The organism is Dactylosporangium sp. NPDC051087 (genome assembly GCF_055586325.1).
Genome location: NZ_JBVJIJ010000018.1, coordinates 251,309 through 268,371, shown reverse-complemented (window position 1 = coordinate 268,371; position 17,063 = coordinate 251,309). Strand labels below are relative to the sequence as shown.

Below are 17,063 nucleotides of genomic sequence, written 5' to 3'. Positions count from 1 at the left end.
GGCACTGCCCGGCGCCGCCGCCGCGATGCCGGGCAGTGGGCCCATTCCTAGCGCCGCGGCCGTTGCGCGATGCGCTGCCGGACCAGCGGCGGACCGGCCGCCACCAGGTCACCCTGGACGGTCCGCAGCGACTTCTTCGGGTTGTACGCGGCGTCCCACAGGCAGCCGAGGCCCTCCGGCGGGTTCTTGAACCAGCCCGGGATCCAGGAGTGCCGGTCGGTGAAGCCCCACACCGTGAACGACAGGCAGTGCTGGTTCATCAGGCACGCCTGGAGCAGGACGTGGTAGTTGTACGCCGCCGCCTGGTCCCGTGCCGCGACGTCGGCGCCGTTCGCCGCCAGCGCTGGGTCGTCGGCGTTCTGCGTGAGGCTGCGCGCGTCGACCTCGGTGAGCGCGACGGCCAGGCCCAGGTCGGTGAAGCGCCGCAACGCGTCGGCCACCTGCAGCACGTCGTAGTTGCCGTACCGCGTGCTCAGGTGCCCCTGGCTGCCGACGCCGTCGACCGGTACACCTTCCGCCCGCAACCGCTTGACCAGGTCGTAGACGAACTGGGTCTTGTCGCCGGGGCCCCCGTCACCGAACGCCTCGATGTTGTAGTCGTTGTAGAACAGCAGCGCCTTCGGGTCGGCGGCCCGCGCGGTGCGGAACGCCTCGGCGAGCCAGCCGGGGCCGACCAGGTCCGCGAACTTCTGCTTGAACGACCCCACGTCGCCGCCGAGGTGGATGGTGCCCGGCGTCTCCCACGGGTCGCTGACCGCCTCGTTCGCCACGTCCCACTGCCAGATCCGGCCGCGGAAGTGCGTGACGACGGCGGTGATGTGCTCCTTGAGCAGCGCGCGCAGCCGCGGCCCGTCGACGGACCCGTCCTCGATGCCGGCGACCAGCCAGCCCGGCAGCTGGCTGTGCCAGCTCAGCACGTGGCCGCGGACCAGCTGGCGGTTGCGGCGCGCCGCGTCGACCAGCGCGTCGGCGGGTCCCCAGTCGTACCGGCCGCGGACCGGCTCCAGGCTCTCCCACTTCACCGCGTTCTCGGCGGTGACGGTCGAGAACTGCGTGTCGACCATCGACGCGTACACCGGCTCACCGGCGTAGGCGGCGGCGTCGACGGCGGTGCCGAAGTACAGCCCGTGCCGCGCGGCGAGCGACCGCAGCGTCTGGTCCTGCGGCTGCGGCGGACGGCCGTCGTGCGCCGACGCCGCGACGGTGCTCAGCGAGCCGACCGCCACGATCGCGAGGACACTCGCGTGGACCAGTCTTCGCAATCTCATCCCTGCTCCGTTTCTCCAGGTGTACCTGCATGCGACGGCGGGGCGACGGCACGGCCGGAGGTGGCGCTGATCATGCCGGTGCGCAGGCCCCGGGCGGCGAGGCCGGCGACGATCCGCGGCACGGCGGCCACGGTCGCCCGGTGGCCGTCGTGCATCAGCAGGACGTCGCCCGGCCGCAGCGCCGACGCGGCCGCCACGATCTCCTCGGTGCCGGCCCCGGCCCAGTCCCGCGAGTCGGCGTCCCACAGGACCTCGGTGAGGCCGAGCCGCGCCGCCACGGCACCCACGACGGCGTCGGTGTCGCCGTACGGCGGCCGGAACAGCACCGGCACGCCGCCGGTCGCGTCCCGCAGCGCCCGCTGGGTCCGGGCGAGCTCGGCGGTGATGCGGGCGGCGCTCAGCCCGGTGAGGCGCGGATGCGTCCAGCTGTGGTTGCCGACCCACATCCCGGCCGCCCGCTGGGCCCGGACCAGCGCCGGATGCGCCCGGGCGCGCCGCCCGACGTTGAAGAACGTCGCGCGGGCCCCGGCGGACCGCAGCGCGCCGAGCAGCGCGGCGGTGCTCCCCGGGTCGGGGCCGTCGTCGTACGTGAGGGCGACGTACCCGCTGACATCCATCACGTGCTGTTGATAGCCGCCGATACCCGGGCCGGGAACGAATTTCGGAAGCTTTCGAAAGGCATTGACAGCTACGGCTTGATGACCGTGCTCTCGTCGATCAGCGCGATCAGATCCGTCCAGTCCTCGACGAGCTGCGCCCGGTCGACGCGGGCGAGCTTGCGCAGCGCGGCCCGGCCGGCGACGGCGTCGTCGAGGTGCCGGCGCAGGACGTCGTCGACGTGGTCGATGGTGGAGTGCTCGCCGAGCAGGTCGTCGGCGCCGTCGAGGTCGAGGTAGACGACGAGCTGCGCGCACAGGTCGCGGCAGCGGCAGACGAAGCTCGGCAGCCAGCGCTCCGGCGGCCCGCCGAGGTGCTCGAGCAGCAGCTCCAGGTCGAAGCGCAGCTCGTCGGCGCCGTCGTTGCGCACCTGCCACGGCGGCGTCGCGACGAGCCGGTCCGTCCGGTCCGACGCGGCGTGTCTGGCGAGCGCGGCCGTGTCGGCGAAGACCAGCAGCCGGCCGTCGGCGTCGGCGGGGAACACGGGCTCGAACACGCCGTGCCCGCCGTGCAGCCGCCCGCGCAGCGTCACGCCCTGCACCACCGGCGTGACGATCTCGATGAGCTCCACGTCGCCGATGACGGTCCCGTCCCCGCCCACCGCCTGCGGCCCCCACTGCTGAGGCTGCGGCGCCGGCCGGGGCGGCACCCAAGGCGGCACCTGCTGCGACGGCCAGTGCTGATACGGCTGCTGCGGCGGCGCCTGATACGGCGGCTGCGGTAACGGCCGCGGCGGCGGCGACACGTGCTGCGGCCGCGGGGAGAAGGGCTGCGCGGCGAGCGGCGGGACCGACTGCGGCGGGTGCGGCGGCGGGACCTGCTGGGGTGCGTAGGACGGCGGCGAGTAGGGCTGCGGCGCGAGCGGCGGGACCGACTGCGGGGAGTGCGACGGCGGGGCCGACCGGGGCGCGTAGGGCGGGGAGGACGTCGGCGGCCCGCCGGACGTGTCGCCGCCGGAGATCGGCACGGGGCCGGTCCAGCCGATCGGCCGCCGGTCGGTGGCAGAGGCGGCGGGAGGGGCGGTGGGCAGGCCCGTCGCCATGGGGTCGGTGCTGCCCGCGGCCACCACCAGCTCCGGCTGGTCGATGACGGTCGGGGCGATGCCCAGCGCACGGTGCAGCATCGTGGCGACCAGCGGCATCCGGCTGGCGCCGCCGACGAGGATGACGGCGCCGAGTGGGCGCAGCGGCACCGGGCACTCGGCGAGCGTGGCGGCGACCGCGGCCACCGTCCGCTGGATCAGCGGCGCGGCGAGCGCGTCGAGCTCCTCGCGGGTGAGGATCTGGTCGGTGTCCAGCAGCGGCAGGTACAGCAGCGCCGAGCTCGTCCTGGACAGCATCTCCTTGGCGTTGCGGACGTCGTCCCACAGCTGCCGGCGGGCGGCCCGGTCGGCGACGGTCACGGGGTTGTCGAGGCGCGCCCACGGCTCGGGCGCCCCGGACCGGCGGCGCAGCAGGTCGACGATCGCGGCGTCGACGTCCTGCCCGCCCGTCTCGTCGAGCCCCGCGCTGCACAGCACCTGCATGCCGCCGGGCACCCCGGCGTGCCGGACGACGGCGACGTCGAAGGTGCCGGCGCCCAGGTCGTACACGAGGAGGTCGGCGGGCGAGGGACCGTGCCGGCGCAGGTGGAACGCGGCCGCCGCGACCGGCTCCGGGACCAGCCGGACCGTCGCGGGCAGCCCGGCGGCGGCCGCGGACCGCAGCAGCGTCGCGCGGCGGGCGGGGCCCCACGCCGCCGGGTGGCAGATGGTGGCGCCGGTGACGTCGGTGCCGCCGACGCGCCGCGCCTCGGTCACGACCCGGCCCAGCAGCGCGCCGAGCAGCGCCTCGACGGTCACCTCCGCGCCGAGCAGGACCGTGCCGTCGTCGATGCGCCGCTTCGGGTTGCCTTCGAAGCGTTCCGGGCGGGCGCGGGCGGCATGCACGGCGTCCCGGCCGACGAGGAACGTGCCGCCGTCCTCCGCGTAGACCGCGGACGGCAGCAGCGGCGCGCCGTCGAACAGGACCGGCTCGGGCCGGCCGTCGTCGCGGCGCAGGAACGCGACGGTGCTGGACGTGCCGAGGTCGATGCCGAGCTCCACCGCACCTCCCCTGTCCCCGGATCATCGAAGTCGGGTGCCCGCGGGCTGTCAAGCGACCCACCCTTGACCTTGCCGTAGCGTCAACGTTTTTACTTGGGCGATGCGGATCGGCGAGCTCGCCGCGCTGGTCGGGGTCTCCACCCGCACCGTGCGGCACTACCACCACCTGGGCCTGCTGCCCGAGCCGGAGCGCCTGGTCAACGGCTACCGGGAGTACCGGCTGCGCGACGCCGTCGGGCTCGCCCGGGTCCGCCGGCTCGCCGAGCTGGGTCTGTCCCTCGACGAGATCCGCGACGTGCTCGCCGACGACCAGGGCCGGGAGCTGCGGGAGATGCTGCGGGAGCTGGACGACGACCTGGCCCGGCAGCAGGCCGCCCTCGCCGCCCGGCGGGAGCGGCTCGCGGCGCTGCTCGCCCGGCCCGACCTCGGTCCGGACTCGACCGTCTCGCCGGAGATGGCGGCGGTACTGCGGGACCTCCCCGCCGGCGACTCGGCCTTCGGCGCCCTCGACCGCGAGCTCCTCGCGTTGATCGACACGGGCACCGGCGACCCCGGCGTCGCCGACCTGCTGCGCCCGCTGACCTCGCCGGAGGCGCAGGCCCGGGGCCGGGCGATCTACGCCAGGCTGGACGAGCTCGCCGGCGCGGACCCGGCCGACCCGCGGGTCGCCGCGCTCGCCGCGGACCTCGCCGGGTTCCTGCCGCCGGCGATGGCGGCGGCGATGACCGGCGCCGACCCCGGCCGCTGGATGGACACCGTCACCGCGGAGATGTCGGCCGCCCAGGCCGAGGTGTTCCGCCTGGTGGTCGACCTGCTGCGGAAGGCCCCGTGATGCTGAGGACCGCGCGCGCCGACCTGTTCGCCGCAGCTGGGGGAATGCCGTGATGCTGAGAGTCGCCCGCGCCGCCCTGTTCGCCGCGCTCCCCGCGGAGCTGCTGCTCGTGGTGCTCCTGGTGGCCGGGGTGCGACCGCCGGCCGCGCTCGTGGTGGCGGTGGAGATCCTCGTGGTCGCCGTGCTGCTGCTCGAGCTCGTGACGGTGCTCCGCCTGTACACCCGCGAACGCCGCAACGGCGGTGACCGTCGCGCCGCCGTGCGCGCCGCCTGGCAGACCCTCGTGCCGGTGCAGGTGCGGCGCCTGATGGGCTTCGACGCCAAAGGCATGGTGAGCCTGCTGCTGTGGCTCGCCCGCCGCCGCCACGGCGTGCCACCGGGTGCGGTGCCCGTGCCGTACTTCGGCGCGCAGGCCCCGGCACTGGTCGTCTTCGTCGGCGCGATGGTCGTCGAGCTCGTCGTCGTCGAGATCGTCCTGCGCTCGCTCGGCGCGCCCCTCGCGGTCCGCGCGGTCCTGCTGGCGCTGGACGGGTACTCGATCCTGCTCGCCCTGGCCGTCATCGCGTCCTGCGTGACCCGGCCGCACGTGGTCGGCGGCGCCGAGGTCCGCATCCGCTACGGCGCGTTCTTCGACCTGCGCATCCCCCGCTCGCGGATCGCCGCGGTCCGCCGGATCCGCACCTACGGCGAGCAGGGCAGCGTCCGGGTCGACGGGGACACCGTCACGGTCGCGGTGTCCTCACAGGCGAACCTGCTGCTGGAGCTGTCCTCCCCCGTCACCGCGGTGCGCCCGCTCGGCGCCACCTGCGAGGTCGGCACCGTGCGCTGCTTCGCCGACGATCCGGAGCGCTTCCTGGACGCGTTCGAGGCGCAGGCCGCCCGGACCGGGGACCGGGCGGCCTGAGCGTCACGTCACGCGAAGGCCCACCGCTGGTTGGTGCTGGCGGCGCAGTCCCAGATCTGCAGCGGGGTGCCGCTCGCCGAGGACACGTCCTTGGCGTCCAGGCACTTGCCGAGCGCGCGGACCGTGCCGTCGGCGTTCGCCGTCCACTTCTGGGCGGCGGTGCCGTTGCAGTCCCACAGCTGGACCTTCGTGCCGTTGGCGGCGCTCGCCGCGTTGACGTCGAGGCACTTGCCGAGGGCGCGGATCGTGCCGTCGCCCGGGCGCGTCCACTTCTGGGCGCCGGTGCCGTTGCAGTCCCACAGCTGCACCTGCGTGCCGTTGGCCGTGCCGGAGGACTTGACGTCGACGCACTTGCCGCCGATGCCGGTGATCCGGTTGCCGGTGGCGGGCGGGTTCGTGGTGCCGGTGGTGTACGCGTAGACCCGCACGTAGTCGACGGTCATGGTCTGCGGGAACACGCTGCTGCCGTCCGGCGGGCCGGGCCAGTTGCCGCCGACGGCGACGTTGAGCAGCATGAAGAACGGGTGGTCGTAGACCCATTTGTTGCCGCGCGTGTCGGCGGGGGTCTGCCGGAAGTACTGGACCCCGTCCAGGAACCAGGTGACGGAGTCCGGCGCCCAGTCCACGGAGAAGGTGTGGAAGTCGTCGGCGAGGGCGCGCCCGCCGGACAGCACGGTGCTGCCGGTGAGCGGGTTGCCGCCGGAGTACCCGGGGCCGTGCAGCGTGCCGTGCAGGGTGCCGGGCTCCTTGCCGACGTTCTCCATGATGTCGATCTCGCCGCTGTTGGGCCACGGGTTGGTGCCGATGTCGTCGCCGAGCATCCAGAACGCCGGCCACAGGCCCTGCCCGCGGGGGATCTTGATACGGGCCTCGAAGCGGCCGTACTTCTGGGCGAACTTGCCCGCGGTCAGCAGCCGGGAGGAGGTGTACTGGCAGCGGCCGTACCAGCAGTTGTAGTTGCCCGGGTTCTCCTTGCGGGCGGTGATGACGAGGTGCCCGGCGCCGTCGAGCGCGGAGTTCTGCGCGCCGTCGGTGTAGTACTGCAGCTCGTTGTTGCCGAAGCCGCCGCCGCCGACGTCGTGCTTCCATTTCGACGCGTCCGGTCCGGCGCCGGCGGGTCCGTCGAACTCGTCGGACCAGGTGAGGTTGCCGATGCCGGCGGACGCCTCGGGCGTGCTGTTCAGGGTGGTGGCGACCAGACCGGCGACGGCGATCGCGAGGGTGGCCACGATGACCGGCAGCGGGCGGTTGGTCCAGCGCCGTTTGAGGGACGTGCTCACGGGTGCTCCGCTCTGTGGATTGATCGTCTTCCACGCTATGGAGAGAGCGCTCTCACCGTCAATCGCCGCACCTCAACGCCCACCTACCTGCGTCTTATCATTTCCTTTCCTCGTCGGTCCGGACGGTGAAGAGGTCCCCCGGCTGGCACCGCAGGGCCTCACACAGGGCGGTCAGGGTGCTGAAGCGGATCGCCCTGGCGTGACCGTTCTTGAGCACCGACAGGTTGGCCAGCGTGATGCCCACCTTCGTCGCCAGGTCGGTCAGGGTCATGCCGCGCTCGGCGAGCAGCCGGTCGATGTGCACGTCGACGCGGTGGTCGTCGGCGGGCGGCATCAGATGACCTCCGCGAGCTCGGCCTGCAGCGCCCGCCCCCGCCGGATGATCTCGGCGAGGGCGAGGAAGCCGAAGCCGCAGAGGAACCACACGAACGGCAGGTCGGCGCTGGTGCTGGCCGGGTCGGCCACCACCGACGTGGACAGCTCCAGCCCGGCGAGCAGCTCGACCTGGAACGCGGCGATGCTGCCGAGCAGCACCGTCCAGCCGAGGGTCCGCAGGCGCCGGACGTTGGCCGCGGCGAACGGATCGCCGCGCCGGGCGGTCCGCACGACCAGCAGCAGCATGACGAGCACGAACACCACGATCACGAACCACGGCGCGGCCTGCGCCGCGTGCAGGACGACCTGCCGCGTGCTCGGGTCGTCGACGATGACGCCGATGTCGGCGCCGGGGTCGAGCCGCACCCCGGGCCGCATGCCCGTCACCCCGCTGGGCCGGATCTCCACGCCCGCGCCCACGGCGACGCTGATCGGCTCGCGGACGGCGATCGCCCTCAGGTCGACCACCGCCACCGCGGCACACACCACGAGCGCCACGACGAGCAACGTCTGCAGCTCGCCCAGCCAGTCACGGCGGCGCAACCGGGCCAGGATCCACGGCATCACGATCTCCCCCTTATCGTTTTTCGATATACCGATAATCGATAAGACACGCCGTGTTGTCAAGGCCGCTACGATGAGCGTCGTTGCGTCCACCCCCCTGCCCCGCCGGGAGGCTCCACCGTGCCGACGAGCGACCTGGACCACTCCGCGCCGCAGCAGGACCCGAGGCTGGACGCCGGCGTCGTGTCGCCCGCCCGCCGGTGGAACTACTGGCTCGGCGGCAAGGACCACTTCCAGGTCGACCGGGACTCCGGTGACCGGATCGCCGCGGCGTATCCCGCGATCCGCATCGCCGCGCAGGAGGGCCGCGCCTTCCACAACCGCACGATCACGTTCCTCGCCCGCGAGGCCGGCATCCGGCAGTTCCTCGACATCGGCACCGGCCTGCCCGCGCCGGCCAACACGCACGAGGTCGCCCAGGCGATCACGCCGTCGGCCCGGGTCGTCTACGTCGACAACGACCCGATGGTCCTCGCCCACGCGCGGGCCCTCATGATCGGCTCCCCGGAGGGCGCCACCAGCTACATCGACGCCGACCTCAAGGACCCGGCCGCGATCCTCGACGCGCCGGAGCTGGCCGCGACCCTGGACCTGCGCGAGCCCGTCGGCATCCTGCTGTATGCGGTGCTGCACTTCATCCGCGAGGACTCGCACGCCCGCAAGGTCGTCGCCGACCTCCTCGCCGCCGTCCCGGCCGGCAGCTACCTGGTCGCGACGAACTCCACGAAGGACTTCGTGCCGCCGGAGGTCGCCGGCATGTACGACCAGATGCTCGCCCGGGGCCTCGTCGACGCGTGGCCCCGGGACCGGGCGACGTTCTCACGCTTCTTCGACGGCCTGTCGCTCGTCGACCCGGGCGTGGTCGCGATCAGCGAATGGCGCCCGGCCGCCGCCGAGCACGCGAGCGCCGCCGAGGTCTCCATGTTCGGCGCCGCCGGCAGGAAGTAGCGCCGCCGTCCGGTCGCCCGGGCCGCGCCGGCCGGCCACGGCGCGCCGCCACAGGAGCACCGTGACCGCCACCGTCACCAGGGTCCACAGCGCGAACCGCGCGCCGCCGGCGGCCGCGACCGTGTTGTCCGCGCCGACCAGTGGCGGCAGCCGGTCCACCGGGGCGCCGAGCAGCTCCGCCGTCCTGGCCAGGGGCGCGTTGACAGGGCTGCTGAGCCAGTGGAACCGTTCCAGCGGGTGCGCGTCCGACAGCAGCGACATGACGTAGGCGTACCCGGTGAGCACCTCGGCGGCGACCAGCACCGGCCAGGCCGGCAGCCGTTGCAGCAGGACCGCGGCGTAGCAGGCGAGCAGCGGCGCCGTCACCGACAGCAGCCGACCCGGCGGCGAGAACCCGCCGGGCCAGTTCGGGTACGTCGCGATGAGCAGCGTGTACGGCACGATGAAGCCGAGCAGCACGACGTTGGTCCGCCGGGCGCACAGCAGCATCCCGGCGAACGCCAGCACGAGCACCGGGAAGTTCGGCAGCAGGCCGAAGCGCCCGTCGAACGCGAGATACAGCACGCCGCGCAGCGGCGACTGCCGCAGCAGCCCCTCCCCGAGCGCGTCGGTGCTGCCGGGTGCCGGGCTCAGCGACCGGTACATGACGACGTTGAACACCTCGAGCCCGACCGCGAGCACGGTGACCGGCACGAACGCCAGGAGCCGGCGGCAGCGCACGAACGCGAGCCCGGCGAAGATCACCGGGAAGGCCGCGTACCGGCCGTGCACCCAGGGCAGCCAGCCGATCCCGGCGGACGCCAGCGCCAGCTGCCACCGGGCGGGCCGGGTGGCGAGCAGGATCCGGGCGGCGTAGACGACGGCCAGCATCCCGAGCGGCTCGACGAAGAGCATGGAGGCGTACACGTACAGCGGCGAACCGAGCGTGAAGAGCGCCGTGGCGAACCCCGCGAACGGCGTGCGGACACCCAGCGAGCGCTGCAGCCGGTAGACGTTGACGACGGTCAGCACCCCGGCGGCGAGGGTCACCAGGTGCGCGCCCGCCCGGCCCCAGAACAGGAACGGCAACGCGAACAGCAACGGCGCGCCGAGGTTGTGGAACGGCACCGGGCGGCCGTCGACGACCGCGACGTGCGCGTCGATCTCCGCCGGGTAGTAGGACCAGTAGTCGCGGTGCTCGTAGACCGGCGTCGGGTCGAACGTGTGGTATTCGAGCATCGCCTGCGCCAGGGCCAGGTAGTGCGGCTCGTCGCCCATCGGCAGCGCCGGCAGCCGTAGCCGCACGGCGACGCCGAGGACGAGGGCGGCGAGGGTCACGAGACCCGCCAGCACGGTCCGGTCGGCACGGGTCATCGCGGTCATGCCGGCGGACTCTGCCGATCCGCCGGTACGAGCACCGTCAGTGATCTTTTGACCGGGCCCTTACCGCGGGGCTGGCATGCTGGGGCGGGACGACTGCTGGGAGGAGTGGGCATGCGGGTCCTGGTGGCCGACGACGAGCGGCTGATGGCCGACACGATCGCGGCCGGGCTGCGCCGCCAGGCGATGGCGGTCGACGTCTGCTACGACGGCGACGGCGCGGTCGAGAAGCTCGGCGTCAACCGCTACGACGTCGCGGTCCTCGACCGGGACATGCCGGGGCGCACCGGCGACGAGGTGTGCCGCTGGATCCTGGGCTCCGCGGCGAGCACCCGCGTGCTGCTGCTCACCGCCGCCGGCGGCATCCGCGACCGGGTCGAGGGCCTCGGCCTCGGCGCCGACGACTACCTGACGAAGCCGTTCGCGTTCGCCGAGCTCGTCGCCCGCATCCAGGCGCTCGGGCGGCGCTCGGCGCCCGCGCTCCCGCCGGTCCTGGAGCACGCGGGCGTCGTGCTGGACGCGGGCCGGCACACCGCGGTCCGCGACGGGCGGGTGCTGGGGCTGACCCCGAAGGAGTTCGCGGTGCTGCACGTGCTGCTGCGCGCCGGCGGGCAGGTGGTCAGCGCCGAGGACCTCCTCGAGCAGGCGTGGGACGAGCACGCCGACCCCTTCTCGCACGTGGTGAAGGTGACGGTGATGACGTTGCGCCGCAAGCTCGGCGACCCGCCGGTCATCCACACCGTGCCGCGGGCGGGCTACCGGATCGGCGGCGCGTGAGGACCCCGCGCAGGAGGGTGCTGCTGCTCGTCGCCGCCGCGCTCGCCGCCGGGTACGCGGTGCGCGCCGCCGCCGACGCGTACGCGCTCACCCCGACGACGTTCCGGTTCCTGGCGGTGTTCTGCGACCCGCGGCTGTCGCTGTGCGCCACCGCCCGCGAGGAGGCGTGGTGGCTGGTGCCGTACGGGCTGGCCCTCGTCGCGGGGCTGGCGCTGCTGCGGTTCGTGGCGCCGCGGGTGACCGGCTGGGCGCTGCGCCCGATGCGCGACCTGGTGCCGGTCATCGCGCAGGTCGGCCCGCAGAACCTCGGGCACCGCATCCGGGCCGGCGGCAGCCGCCGCGACGAGTTCGCGGCGCTGTGCATGGCCGTCGACGACATGATGGACCGGATCGTCGCCGGCTACGAGGGCCAGCGCCGGTTCGCCGCGAACGCGTCCCACGAGCTGCGCACCCCCCTCGCCGTGCAGCGGACGCTGATCGAGGTCGGGATGGGGCAGCCGCTGACCGACGAGCAGTTCACGCTGCTGACCGCGCAGCTGCTGCAGACCAACGAACGCAACGAACGGCTCGTCGACGGGCTCCTCGTGCTGAGCGAGGCGGACCAGGGGCTCGCCGTACGGCTGCCGCAGCGCCTCGACACGATCGCCGCCGCGGTCGTCGCCGCGCACGGCGCGCGGGCCGCCGCGGCCGGGGTCACGATCACCACGGCGTTGCGGCCGTGCACCGTCCGCGGCGAGGAGGTGCTCCTGGAGCGGCTCGTGACGAACCTGGTCCAGAACGCGGTCAAGTACAACCACCGCGGCGGCACCGTGCACGTCACCGTCGGCGGCGAGGTGGAGCTGGCGGTCGCCAACACGGGACAGGACGTGCCGCCGCACGCGGTCGCCGAGCTGTTCGAGCCGTTCAAGCGGCTCGCCGCCGACCGGATCGACCACAGCGGCGGCGCCGGGCTCGGCCTCGCCATCGTCCGGTCGATCACCCAGGCGCACGCGGGCACGGTGACCGCCACCGCTCAGGAAGGTGGCGGCCTGCTCGTGGAGGTGCGCCTCCCGGCCGGCGACGACTAGCCGAGATACGCCTGTACCGCCGCCGCGAACGCACCCGGTGGCAGCGTCAGCGGCGGCGCCGGCGGCAGGGCCGGCAGGACGGCCGGCGCCGCCTGCCCGGCGGGGGTGAGCCAGTAGCGGTCCGCGGAGGGGTCGCACCCGGCGAGGCCCGCGGCGACGAGCCGGCCGACGGCGCCGGTGAACTCCTCCTCCGTCGGGACCGCGTGGTTGAGGTAGTCGGCGACGCCGATCACGCCGCGCAGCGTCGATCCCGTCGCGGCGATCGACCGCAGGATCCACCCGTCCGACGTCCATCCGGAGTCCACGCGCGGCAGCGTACCGCCGTACCCCGCAAGGGGCCGGAAATGGGGTGATGCGCGGCGACCCGCGCCCCGGCACCCGGCCACCGGGACCACGCTGGGCACATGCGTCGCGTCACCGAAGTCCTGCTGCTCGCGTCCCTGGGTCTCACCGCCGGCACCGCCGGGTGCTCCAGCTCCGCCGGCGGTGCCCAGCCCGGCCCGTCGCCGCGGGTGGCGTCGGCGACGGGCACGTTCGCCGCGTACTCGCCGGGCGCGACGGCGGTCACCTACGACCCGGCGCTCGTCCCGCCGGGCGCGGTCGCCACGGTCAGCATCACGCAGACGTCGTCGGAGAGCCGGGTCTGGTTCACCGTCGCGGGGCTGCTGCCGAACCGTGGCTACGGCGTCCACCTGCACACCGAGCCGTGCGGGGCGACCGGTGACGCCGCCGGGCCGCACTACCAGCACCGGCACCCGCCGGTCCCGCCGACCGCGCCGTCCCCGCCGGGGCCGGTCTCGGCGCCCGCGCGCGCCTCCGCGCAGCCGGCGGTCTCGTCGGCGGCGTCGCCGATGCCCGCGAACCCGTCGTACGTCAACCCGCAGAACGAGGTGTGGCTCGACATCACGACCCGCGCCGACGGCCGCGGGTCGGCGGTCTCCACCCACCCGTGGACGTTCGACCCGGCGCCCAGGTCCCTCGTCATCCACGCGTCGCCGACGAAGACCGGAGCGGGCCAGGCGGGCGACGCCGGCGCCAGGGTCGCCTGCCTGACCCTGCCGGAATGACCACGAACCCCTCCGGGACGAACACCGACCCCACCGCAGCGGACACCGGCGCCGACGGGACGGGCACGGAGACGGACGTCGACGGGGCGGACACGGACCCCGCCGGAGCGGACACCGGCGCCGACGGGACGGGCACCGCGGAAGGTCAGGCCGAGCACGCGGTGCCCGACCGGATCACCGTGCCGCTGCCGGCCGGGGCGAGCGCGCTCGTCTGCGGCGACCTGCACCTCGCCTCCCGCCCCACCCCCGCCTCCGCGCAGGTCGAACGCGACCTCACGGCCCGCCTCGCCGGCTGGGGCGACGCACCCGGCGCGGTCGTGCTCAACGGCGACGTCATCGAGCTCTGGGGCGAGCCGGGCGGCACCGTCGAGGCCGCCCTCGACGCGCACCCGGACCTCACCGCGGCCCTGCTGAAGTTCGCCGGGGCGCCCGGGCGGCACGTCGTGGTGATCGTCGGCAACCACGACGCGGCCGTCGCGTGGGACGGCGTCTCCGCGGACACCTTCGCCCGGCGGATCGGGGCCCGCTGCGCCCTGTCCGCCGACCTCGACGTCGAGACCCCGGCCGGGAACCGGCGCGTGCGGATCGAGCACGGCCACGCCTACGACCCGGCGAACGCGATGCGCGACCCGCGCAACCCGCTCGACTCGCCGCTCGGCCAGCACATCGTGCAGGAGGTGCTGCCGGAGGTCCGCCGCAGCCCGCTGCTCGCCGACCTCTCCTCCATCGCCGACCCGAACGCGGTCGGGCAGTACATCGCCTCCCGTCTCGTGTACCGGCGCCTCGGACCGCGCGCCTGGTGGCTGCTGCTGCCGTTGCTCGCCGCGCTGCTGTTGCGGGTACCGGAGCTGATGACGCACGCCCACGCGCTGCGGGCACTGCCGACGTGGACGGCGCTGGCGGGCACGGGCCTGATCGCCGAGGCGGCGCTGCTGGTGCTGCTCGCCGTCCTGACGTCCCGGGTCGTGTACGCGGCGATGGCCGGCAGCCGACTCGGCCCGCGCGGCATGCACCTCAACGGCGCGCCCAAGGCCGTCGCCGCGTCGCTGTGCGCCGGCGGGGTCGCCGGGCTGATCACCGGGCACACGCACCAGCCGGAGCTCGCGGCCGTGCCCGGCGGCATGTACGCCAACAGCGGCTGCGGGACCCGCTGTGTGGAGTCGCGGCCCGCCCGCTGGTTCCTGCCGCCCGTGTTCGCCGCCGTCCTGCGCCGCTCGTGGGTCGAGGTCGACGCCGATCGTGACCTGCGGATGCGCCTGTACGTCGCCGAATCGCCCAGCGGGGAGGAGACCCGGCTCGAGCGGCTCGCCGCCCGGGAGAAGCCCAGGGCACTGGAGGTGATGGCGACGCTGCCGGGCGAGGCCGGGTGGCCGCTGCAGACCACCGGGCTGCGCCGGCGGGTCCGCGACGAACGCGTCCGCCGGGTCTCCGCGTGGGCCGTCGCCGCCGTCGCCGTGCTGAGCCTGCTGTCCGCGCTGACGACGCCGCTGCGGGGCAGGCTCGCCGCGCTGCTGGGCGCGCTGCCGGTGGAGGTACCGCAGGCCGCCGCCGCCACCGTCGTGTTCTCGGCGGCCGCGCTGCTGCTGCTCGCCTGGGGGCTGCGGCGCGGGCGGCGGCTCGCGTGGGCGATCACGGTGCTGCTCCTTGCCGTCACCGCCGCCCTGCACGTGCTGAAGGGCATCGACGTGGAGGAGGCCGCGTTCGCCGCCGTCGTCGCGTGCTGGCTGCTGTGGCACCGGTCCTCGTTCCCGTCCCGCCCCGACAGCCGGCAGCTCCGCCTCGCCACGGCCGCGCTGCTCGCCGGGGCGCTGCTCGTCGCCGCCGTGTCCGGCGTGCTCGTGCTCGTCGCCGGGGCGCGCGGCGCCTCGGGCCAGACCGCCCGCGCCGTCGCCGAGCGGCTGGTCGGCGACCGGGCCGTGCCGCTGCCGTCGACGATGCCGCTGCTGGCGCCCGCCCTGTACGCCGCCGGCCTGAGCCTCCTGCTGGTCGTCGGCTGGCTCCTCGTCCGGCCCAGGCTGCACCGCCCGCCGAGCGCCGCCGAGCACCGCGCCGACCTGGAACGGGCCCGGCGGATCGTGGCCGAGCACGGCGGCGACACCCTCGCCTACTTCGCGCTGCGCGAGGACAAGTCGTGGTTCTTCACCGGCGACTGCGTCGTAGCCTACGCGGTGCGCGACGGCGTGTGCCTCGTCTCCCCCGACCCGATCGGCCCGACCGAGCAGTGGGCGGCGGCGTGGGCGGAGTTCACGGCGTTCGCCGACCGGCACGGCTGGCCCGTCAGCGTCGTCGGCGCCGCCACCGGCTGGCTGCCCGTCTACCGCGCGGCGGGGCTGCGCCCCGTGTACCTCGGCGACGAGGCGATCGTCGACTGCGGCGCGTTCACCCTCGACGGGCGGGCCATGAAAGGGCTCCGCGGCGCGTGCAACCGGGTCAGCCGGGCCGGCTACACCGTGCGGTTCTACGACCCGGCGAAGCTCCCCGCCGACCTCACGGCCGAGCTCAGGGACCTGATGACGCAGAGCCGCCACGGCGAGGTCGAACGCGGCTTCTCGATGACGCTGTCGCGGCTGTTCGACCCGCGGGACACCGGGCTGCTCCTCGCCGTCGCGCACGGCCCCGACGGGCGCGCCGGCGGCTTCTGCCACTGGATCCCGGCCGCCGACATCTCCGGCTGGTCCCTCGACGTGATGCGCCGCGGCACCTCGCCCGACCTGCCCAACGGGCTCACCGACTTCATCATCGTGGAGACCATCAACCGGCTCCGGTCACTCGGCGCCTGGGGGCTCGGGCTGAACTTCGCCGTCATGCGCCAGGTCCTCGCCGGCGACTGCGACAGCGAGCACGGCGGCGGCCGCCTCAGCGACCTGCAACGCCGGCTGCTGCACCGGTTCTCCGACTCCATGCAGATCGAGTCGCTGTGGCGGTACAACGAGAAGTACCAGCCGCTGTGGCGGCCCAGGTACCTCGTCCTCAGCGGCCTCGGCAACGCCCCGGCGCAGGGCGTCGCGGTCGCCGACGCCGAAGGGGTCGCCGAGCTGCCGGTGATCGGCCGGCTCCTCGGCCGTCCGTGAGTCCCGCGGTCGCGCTCGCCCTCGCCGCCGCCGGCGCGATCGGTTACGGCGTCGCGTCGGTGCTGCAGGCCGTCGGCGCCCAGCGCGACCCGGGGATGCTCCGGACGCTGGGGCAGCCGGCGTACCTCGCCGGGGTCGCCCTCGACCTCGTCGCCTGGCTGCTGTCGGTGGCCGCGTTGCGGACCCTGCCGGTGTACCAGGTGCAGGCGGTCCTCGCCGGGTCCCTCGCCGTCACCGTCGTCGTCGCCCGGCTGGTCCTCAAGGCCCGGCTGCGCACGGTGGACGTGGCGGCGGTCGCGGTCACCGTCGTCGCCCTCACCGCGCTCGCCGCCGCGTCCGGGCCGCAGGACCCGGCGATGCCGCCCGCCGCGACCCGCCTGGGGCTGGCGCTCGCGGTGGTGCCGGTCGCGCTCGCCGGGTGGGCCGTCGCGCGGCGCGGCTCGCCGAACCTCACCGGTGCCGTCGCCGGGCTCGCGTTCGGCGGCGCCGCGTTGTGCGCCCGCGCGGTCACCTGGCCCGGCCCGCTGCTGACCGAGCCGCTCGCCTGGGCGCTGGCGGGCTTCGGGTTGACCGGGACGCTGCTGTACGCCCATGCCCTGGAGCACGGGCAGGTGGGTCCCGTCACCGCGCTGCTGTGGATCGTCGAGGTGCTCGTGCCGTCCGGCGCCGGGGTCCTGCTCCTCGGCGACGACGTGCGGGCCGGGTGGGCGCCCGTGGCGGTCGTGGCCGTCATCGCCACGGTCGCCGCGGCCGCGGTCCTCGCCCACGCGCCCGCCGCCGCCTTCGAATGAGCACAGAGTGAGCGGGCTCC

At 74.7% G+C, this 17,063-nt stretch carries 15 protein-coding genes; 8 read left to right on the top strand and 7 right to left on the bottom strand.

What is annotated here, in order from left to right:
- Positions 1-47: 47 nt before the first annotated feature.
- The 3 genes from ACZ6TV_RS32300 to ACZ6TV_RS32290 form a co-directional block, all read right to left on the bottom strand.
- Entirely contained in the window at positions 48-1,268 is a 1,221-nt protein-coding gene (locus tag ACZ6TV_RS32300) for an endo-1,4-beta-xylanase (RefSeq protein ID WP_465301078.1), read from the bottom strand.
- Positions 1,265-1,885, bottom strand: coding sequence for a polysaccharide deacetylase family protein (locus tag ACZ6TV_RS32295; RefSeq protein WP_465301104.1), 621 nt, complete (start codon positions 1,883-1,885; stop codon positions 1,265-1,267). Before ACZ6TV_RS32295 ends, ACZ6TV_RS32300 begins: the two co-directional genes overlap by 4 nt.
- A 71-nt stretch (positions 1,886-1,956) precedes the next feature.
- Complete coding sequence (locus tag ACZ6TV_RS32290; protein ID WP_465301077.1) at positions 1,957-4,008, bottom strand: Hsp70 family protein; 2,052 nt, start codon at positions 4,006-4,008, stop codon at positions 1,957-1,959.
- Positions 4,009-4,108: 100 nt separating this feature from the next.
- Here ACZ6TV_RS32290 and ACZ6TV_RS32285 point away from each other — a divergent pair, with 100 nt between their 5' ends.
- The gene (locus ACZ6TV_RS32285; protein ID WP_465301076.1) at positions 4,109-4,840 is read left to right on the top strand and encodes a MerR family transcriptional regulator; all 732 of its coding nucleotides are present in this window, start codon (positions 4,109-4,111) and stop codon (positions 4,838-4,840) included.
- A 52-nt stretch (positions 4,841-4,892) separates the two neighbouring features.
- The gene (locus ACZ6TV_RS32280) at positions 4,893-5,744 is read left to right on the top strand and encodes a hypothetical protein (RefSeq protein ID WP_465301075.1); all 852 of its coding nucleotides are present in this window, start codon (positions 4,893-4,895) and stop codon (positions 5,742-5,744) included.
- A gap of 8 nt (positions 5,745-5,752) precedes the next feature.
- Here ACZ6TV_RS32280 and ACZ6TV_RS32275 read toward each other — a convergent pair whose 3' ends face one another.
- From ACZ6TV_RS32275 to ACZ6TV_RS32265, 3 genes are all read right to left on the bottom strand, one after another.
- A complete protein-coding gene (locus ACZ6TV_RS32275) occupies positions 5,753-7,024 on the bottom strand; it encodes a family 16 glycosylhydrolase (RefSeq protein ID WP_465301074.1) in 1,272 nt (423 codons plus the stop codon).
- A 97-nt stretch (positions 7,025-7,121) separates the two neighbouring features.
- Positions 7,122-7,358, bottom strand: coding sequence for a helix-turn-helix domain-containing protein (locus ACZ6TV_RS32270; protein WP_465301073.1), 237 nt, complete (start codon positions 7,356-7,358; stop codon positions 7,122-7,124).
- Positions 7,358-7,963, bottom strand: coding sequence for a DUF2975 domain-containing protein (locus tag ACZ6TV_RS32265; RefSeq protein WP_465301072.1), 606 nt, complete (start codon positions 7,961-7,963; stop codon positions 7,358-7,360). Before ACZ6TV_RS32265 ends, ACZ6TV_RS32270 begins: the two co-directional genes overlap by 1 nt.
- Positions 7,964-8,083: 120 nt before the next feature.
- On the opposite strand from ACZ6TV_RS32265, the gene ACZ6TV_RS32260 reads away from it, so the two are divergent.
- The 3 genes from ACZ6TV_RS32260 (at position 8,084) to ACZ6TV_RS32250 (ending at position 12,114) form a co-directional block, all read left to right on the top strand.
- Positions 8,084-8,911 carry an SAM-dependent methyltransferase gene (locus ACZ6TV_RS32260; protein WP_465301071.1) on the top strand — a complete coding sequence of 276 codons (828 nt, stop codon included), beginning with the start codon at positions 8,084-8,086 and terminating at the stop codon, positions 8,909-8,911.
- Between the two features lie 1,473 nt (positions 8,912-10,384).
- Positions 10,385-11,047: a response regulator transcription factor gene (locus ACZ6TV_RS32255; RefSeq protein WP_465301070.1), complete on the top strand. Its 663-nt coding sequence runs from the start codon at positions 10,385-10,387 to the stop codon at positions 11,045-11,047.
- Positions 11,044-12,114: a HAMP domain-containing sensor histidine kinase gene (locus ACZ6TV_RS32250; RefSeq protein WP_465301069.1), complete on the top strand. Its 1,071-nt coding sequence runs from the start codon at positions 11,044-11,046 to the stop codon at positions 12,112-12,114. The genes ACZ6TV_RS32255 and ACZ6TV_RS32250 overlap by 4 nt, the downstream gene beginning before the upstream one ends.
- Here the strand turns inward: ACZ6TV_RS32250 and ACZ6TV_RS32245 are convergent.
- Positions 12,111-12,419, bottom strand: a complete 309-nt coding sequence (locus tag ACZ6TV_RS32245) for a hypothetical protein (protein WP_465301068.1) — start codon at positions 12,417-12,419, stop codon at positions 12,111-12,113. The genes ACZ6TV_RS32250 and ACZ6TV_RS32245 overlap by 4 nt on opposite strands.
- A gap of 99 nt (positions 12,420-12,518) precedes the next feature.
- Here ACZ6TV_RS32245 and ACZ6TV_RS32240 point away from each other — a divergent pair, with 99 nt between their 5' ends.
- The 3 genes from ACZ6TV_RS32240 to ACZ6TV_RS32230 are packed head-to-tail and all read left to right on the top strand — an operon-like array spanning position 12,519 to position 17,043.
- Positions 12,519-13,181 (top strand): hypothetical protein, encoded by a 663-nt coding sequence (locus ACZ6TV_RS32240; RefSeq protein ID WP_465301067.1) that lies wholly within the window; start codon positions 12,519-12,521, stop codon positions 13,179-13,181.
- Positions 13,178-16,252 carry a phosphatidylglycerol lysyltransferase domain-containing protein gene (locus ACZ6TV_RS32235; protein WP_465301066.1) on the top strand — a complete coding sequence of 1,025 codons (3,075 nt, stop codon included), beginning with the start codon at positions 13,178-13,180 and terminating at the stop codon, positions 16,250-16,252. The genes ACZ6TV_RS32240 and ACZ6TV_RS32235 overlap by 4 nt, the downstream gene beginning before the upstream one ends.
- Entirely contained in the window at positions 16,249-17,043 is a 795-nt protein-coding gene (locus ACZ6TV_RS32230) for a hypothetical protein (RefSeq protein ID WP_465301065.1), read from the top strand. The genes ACZ6TV_RS32235 and ACZ6TV_RS32230 overlap by 4 nt, the downstream gene beginning before the upstream one ends.
- Positions 17,044-17,063: the final 20 nt, after the last annotated feature.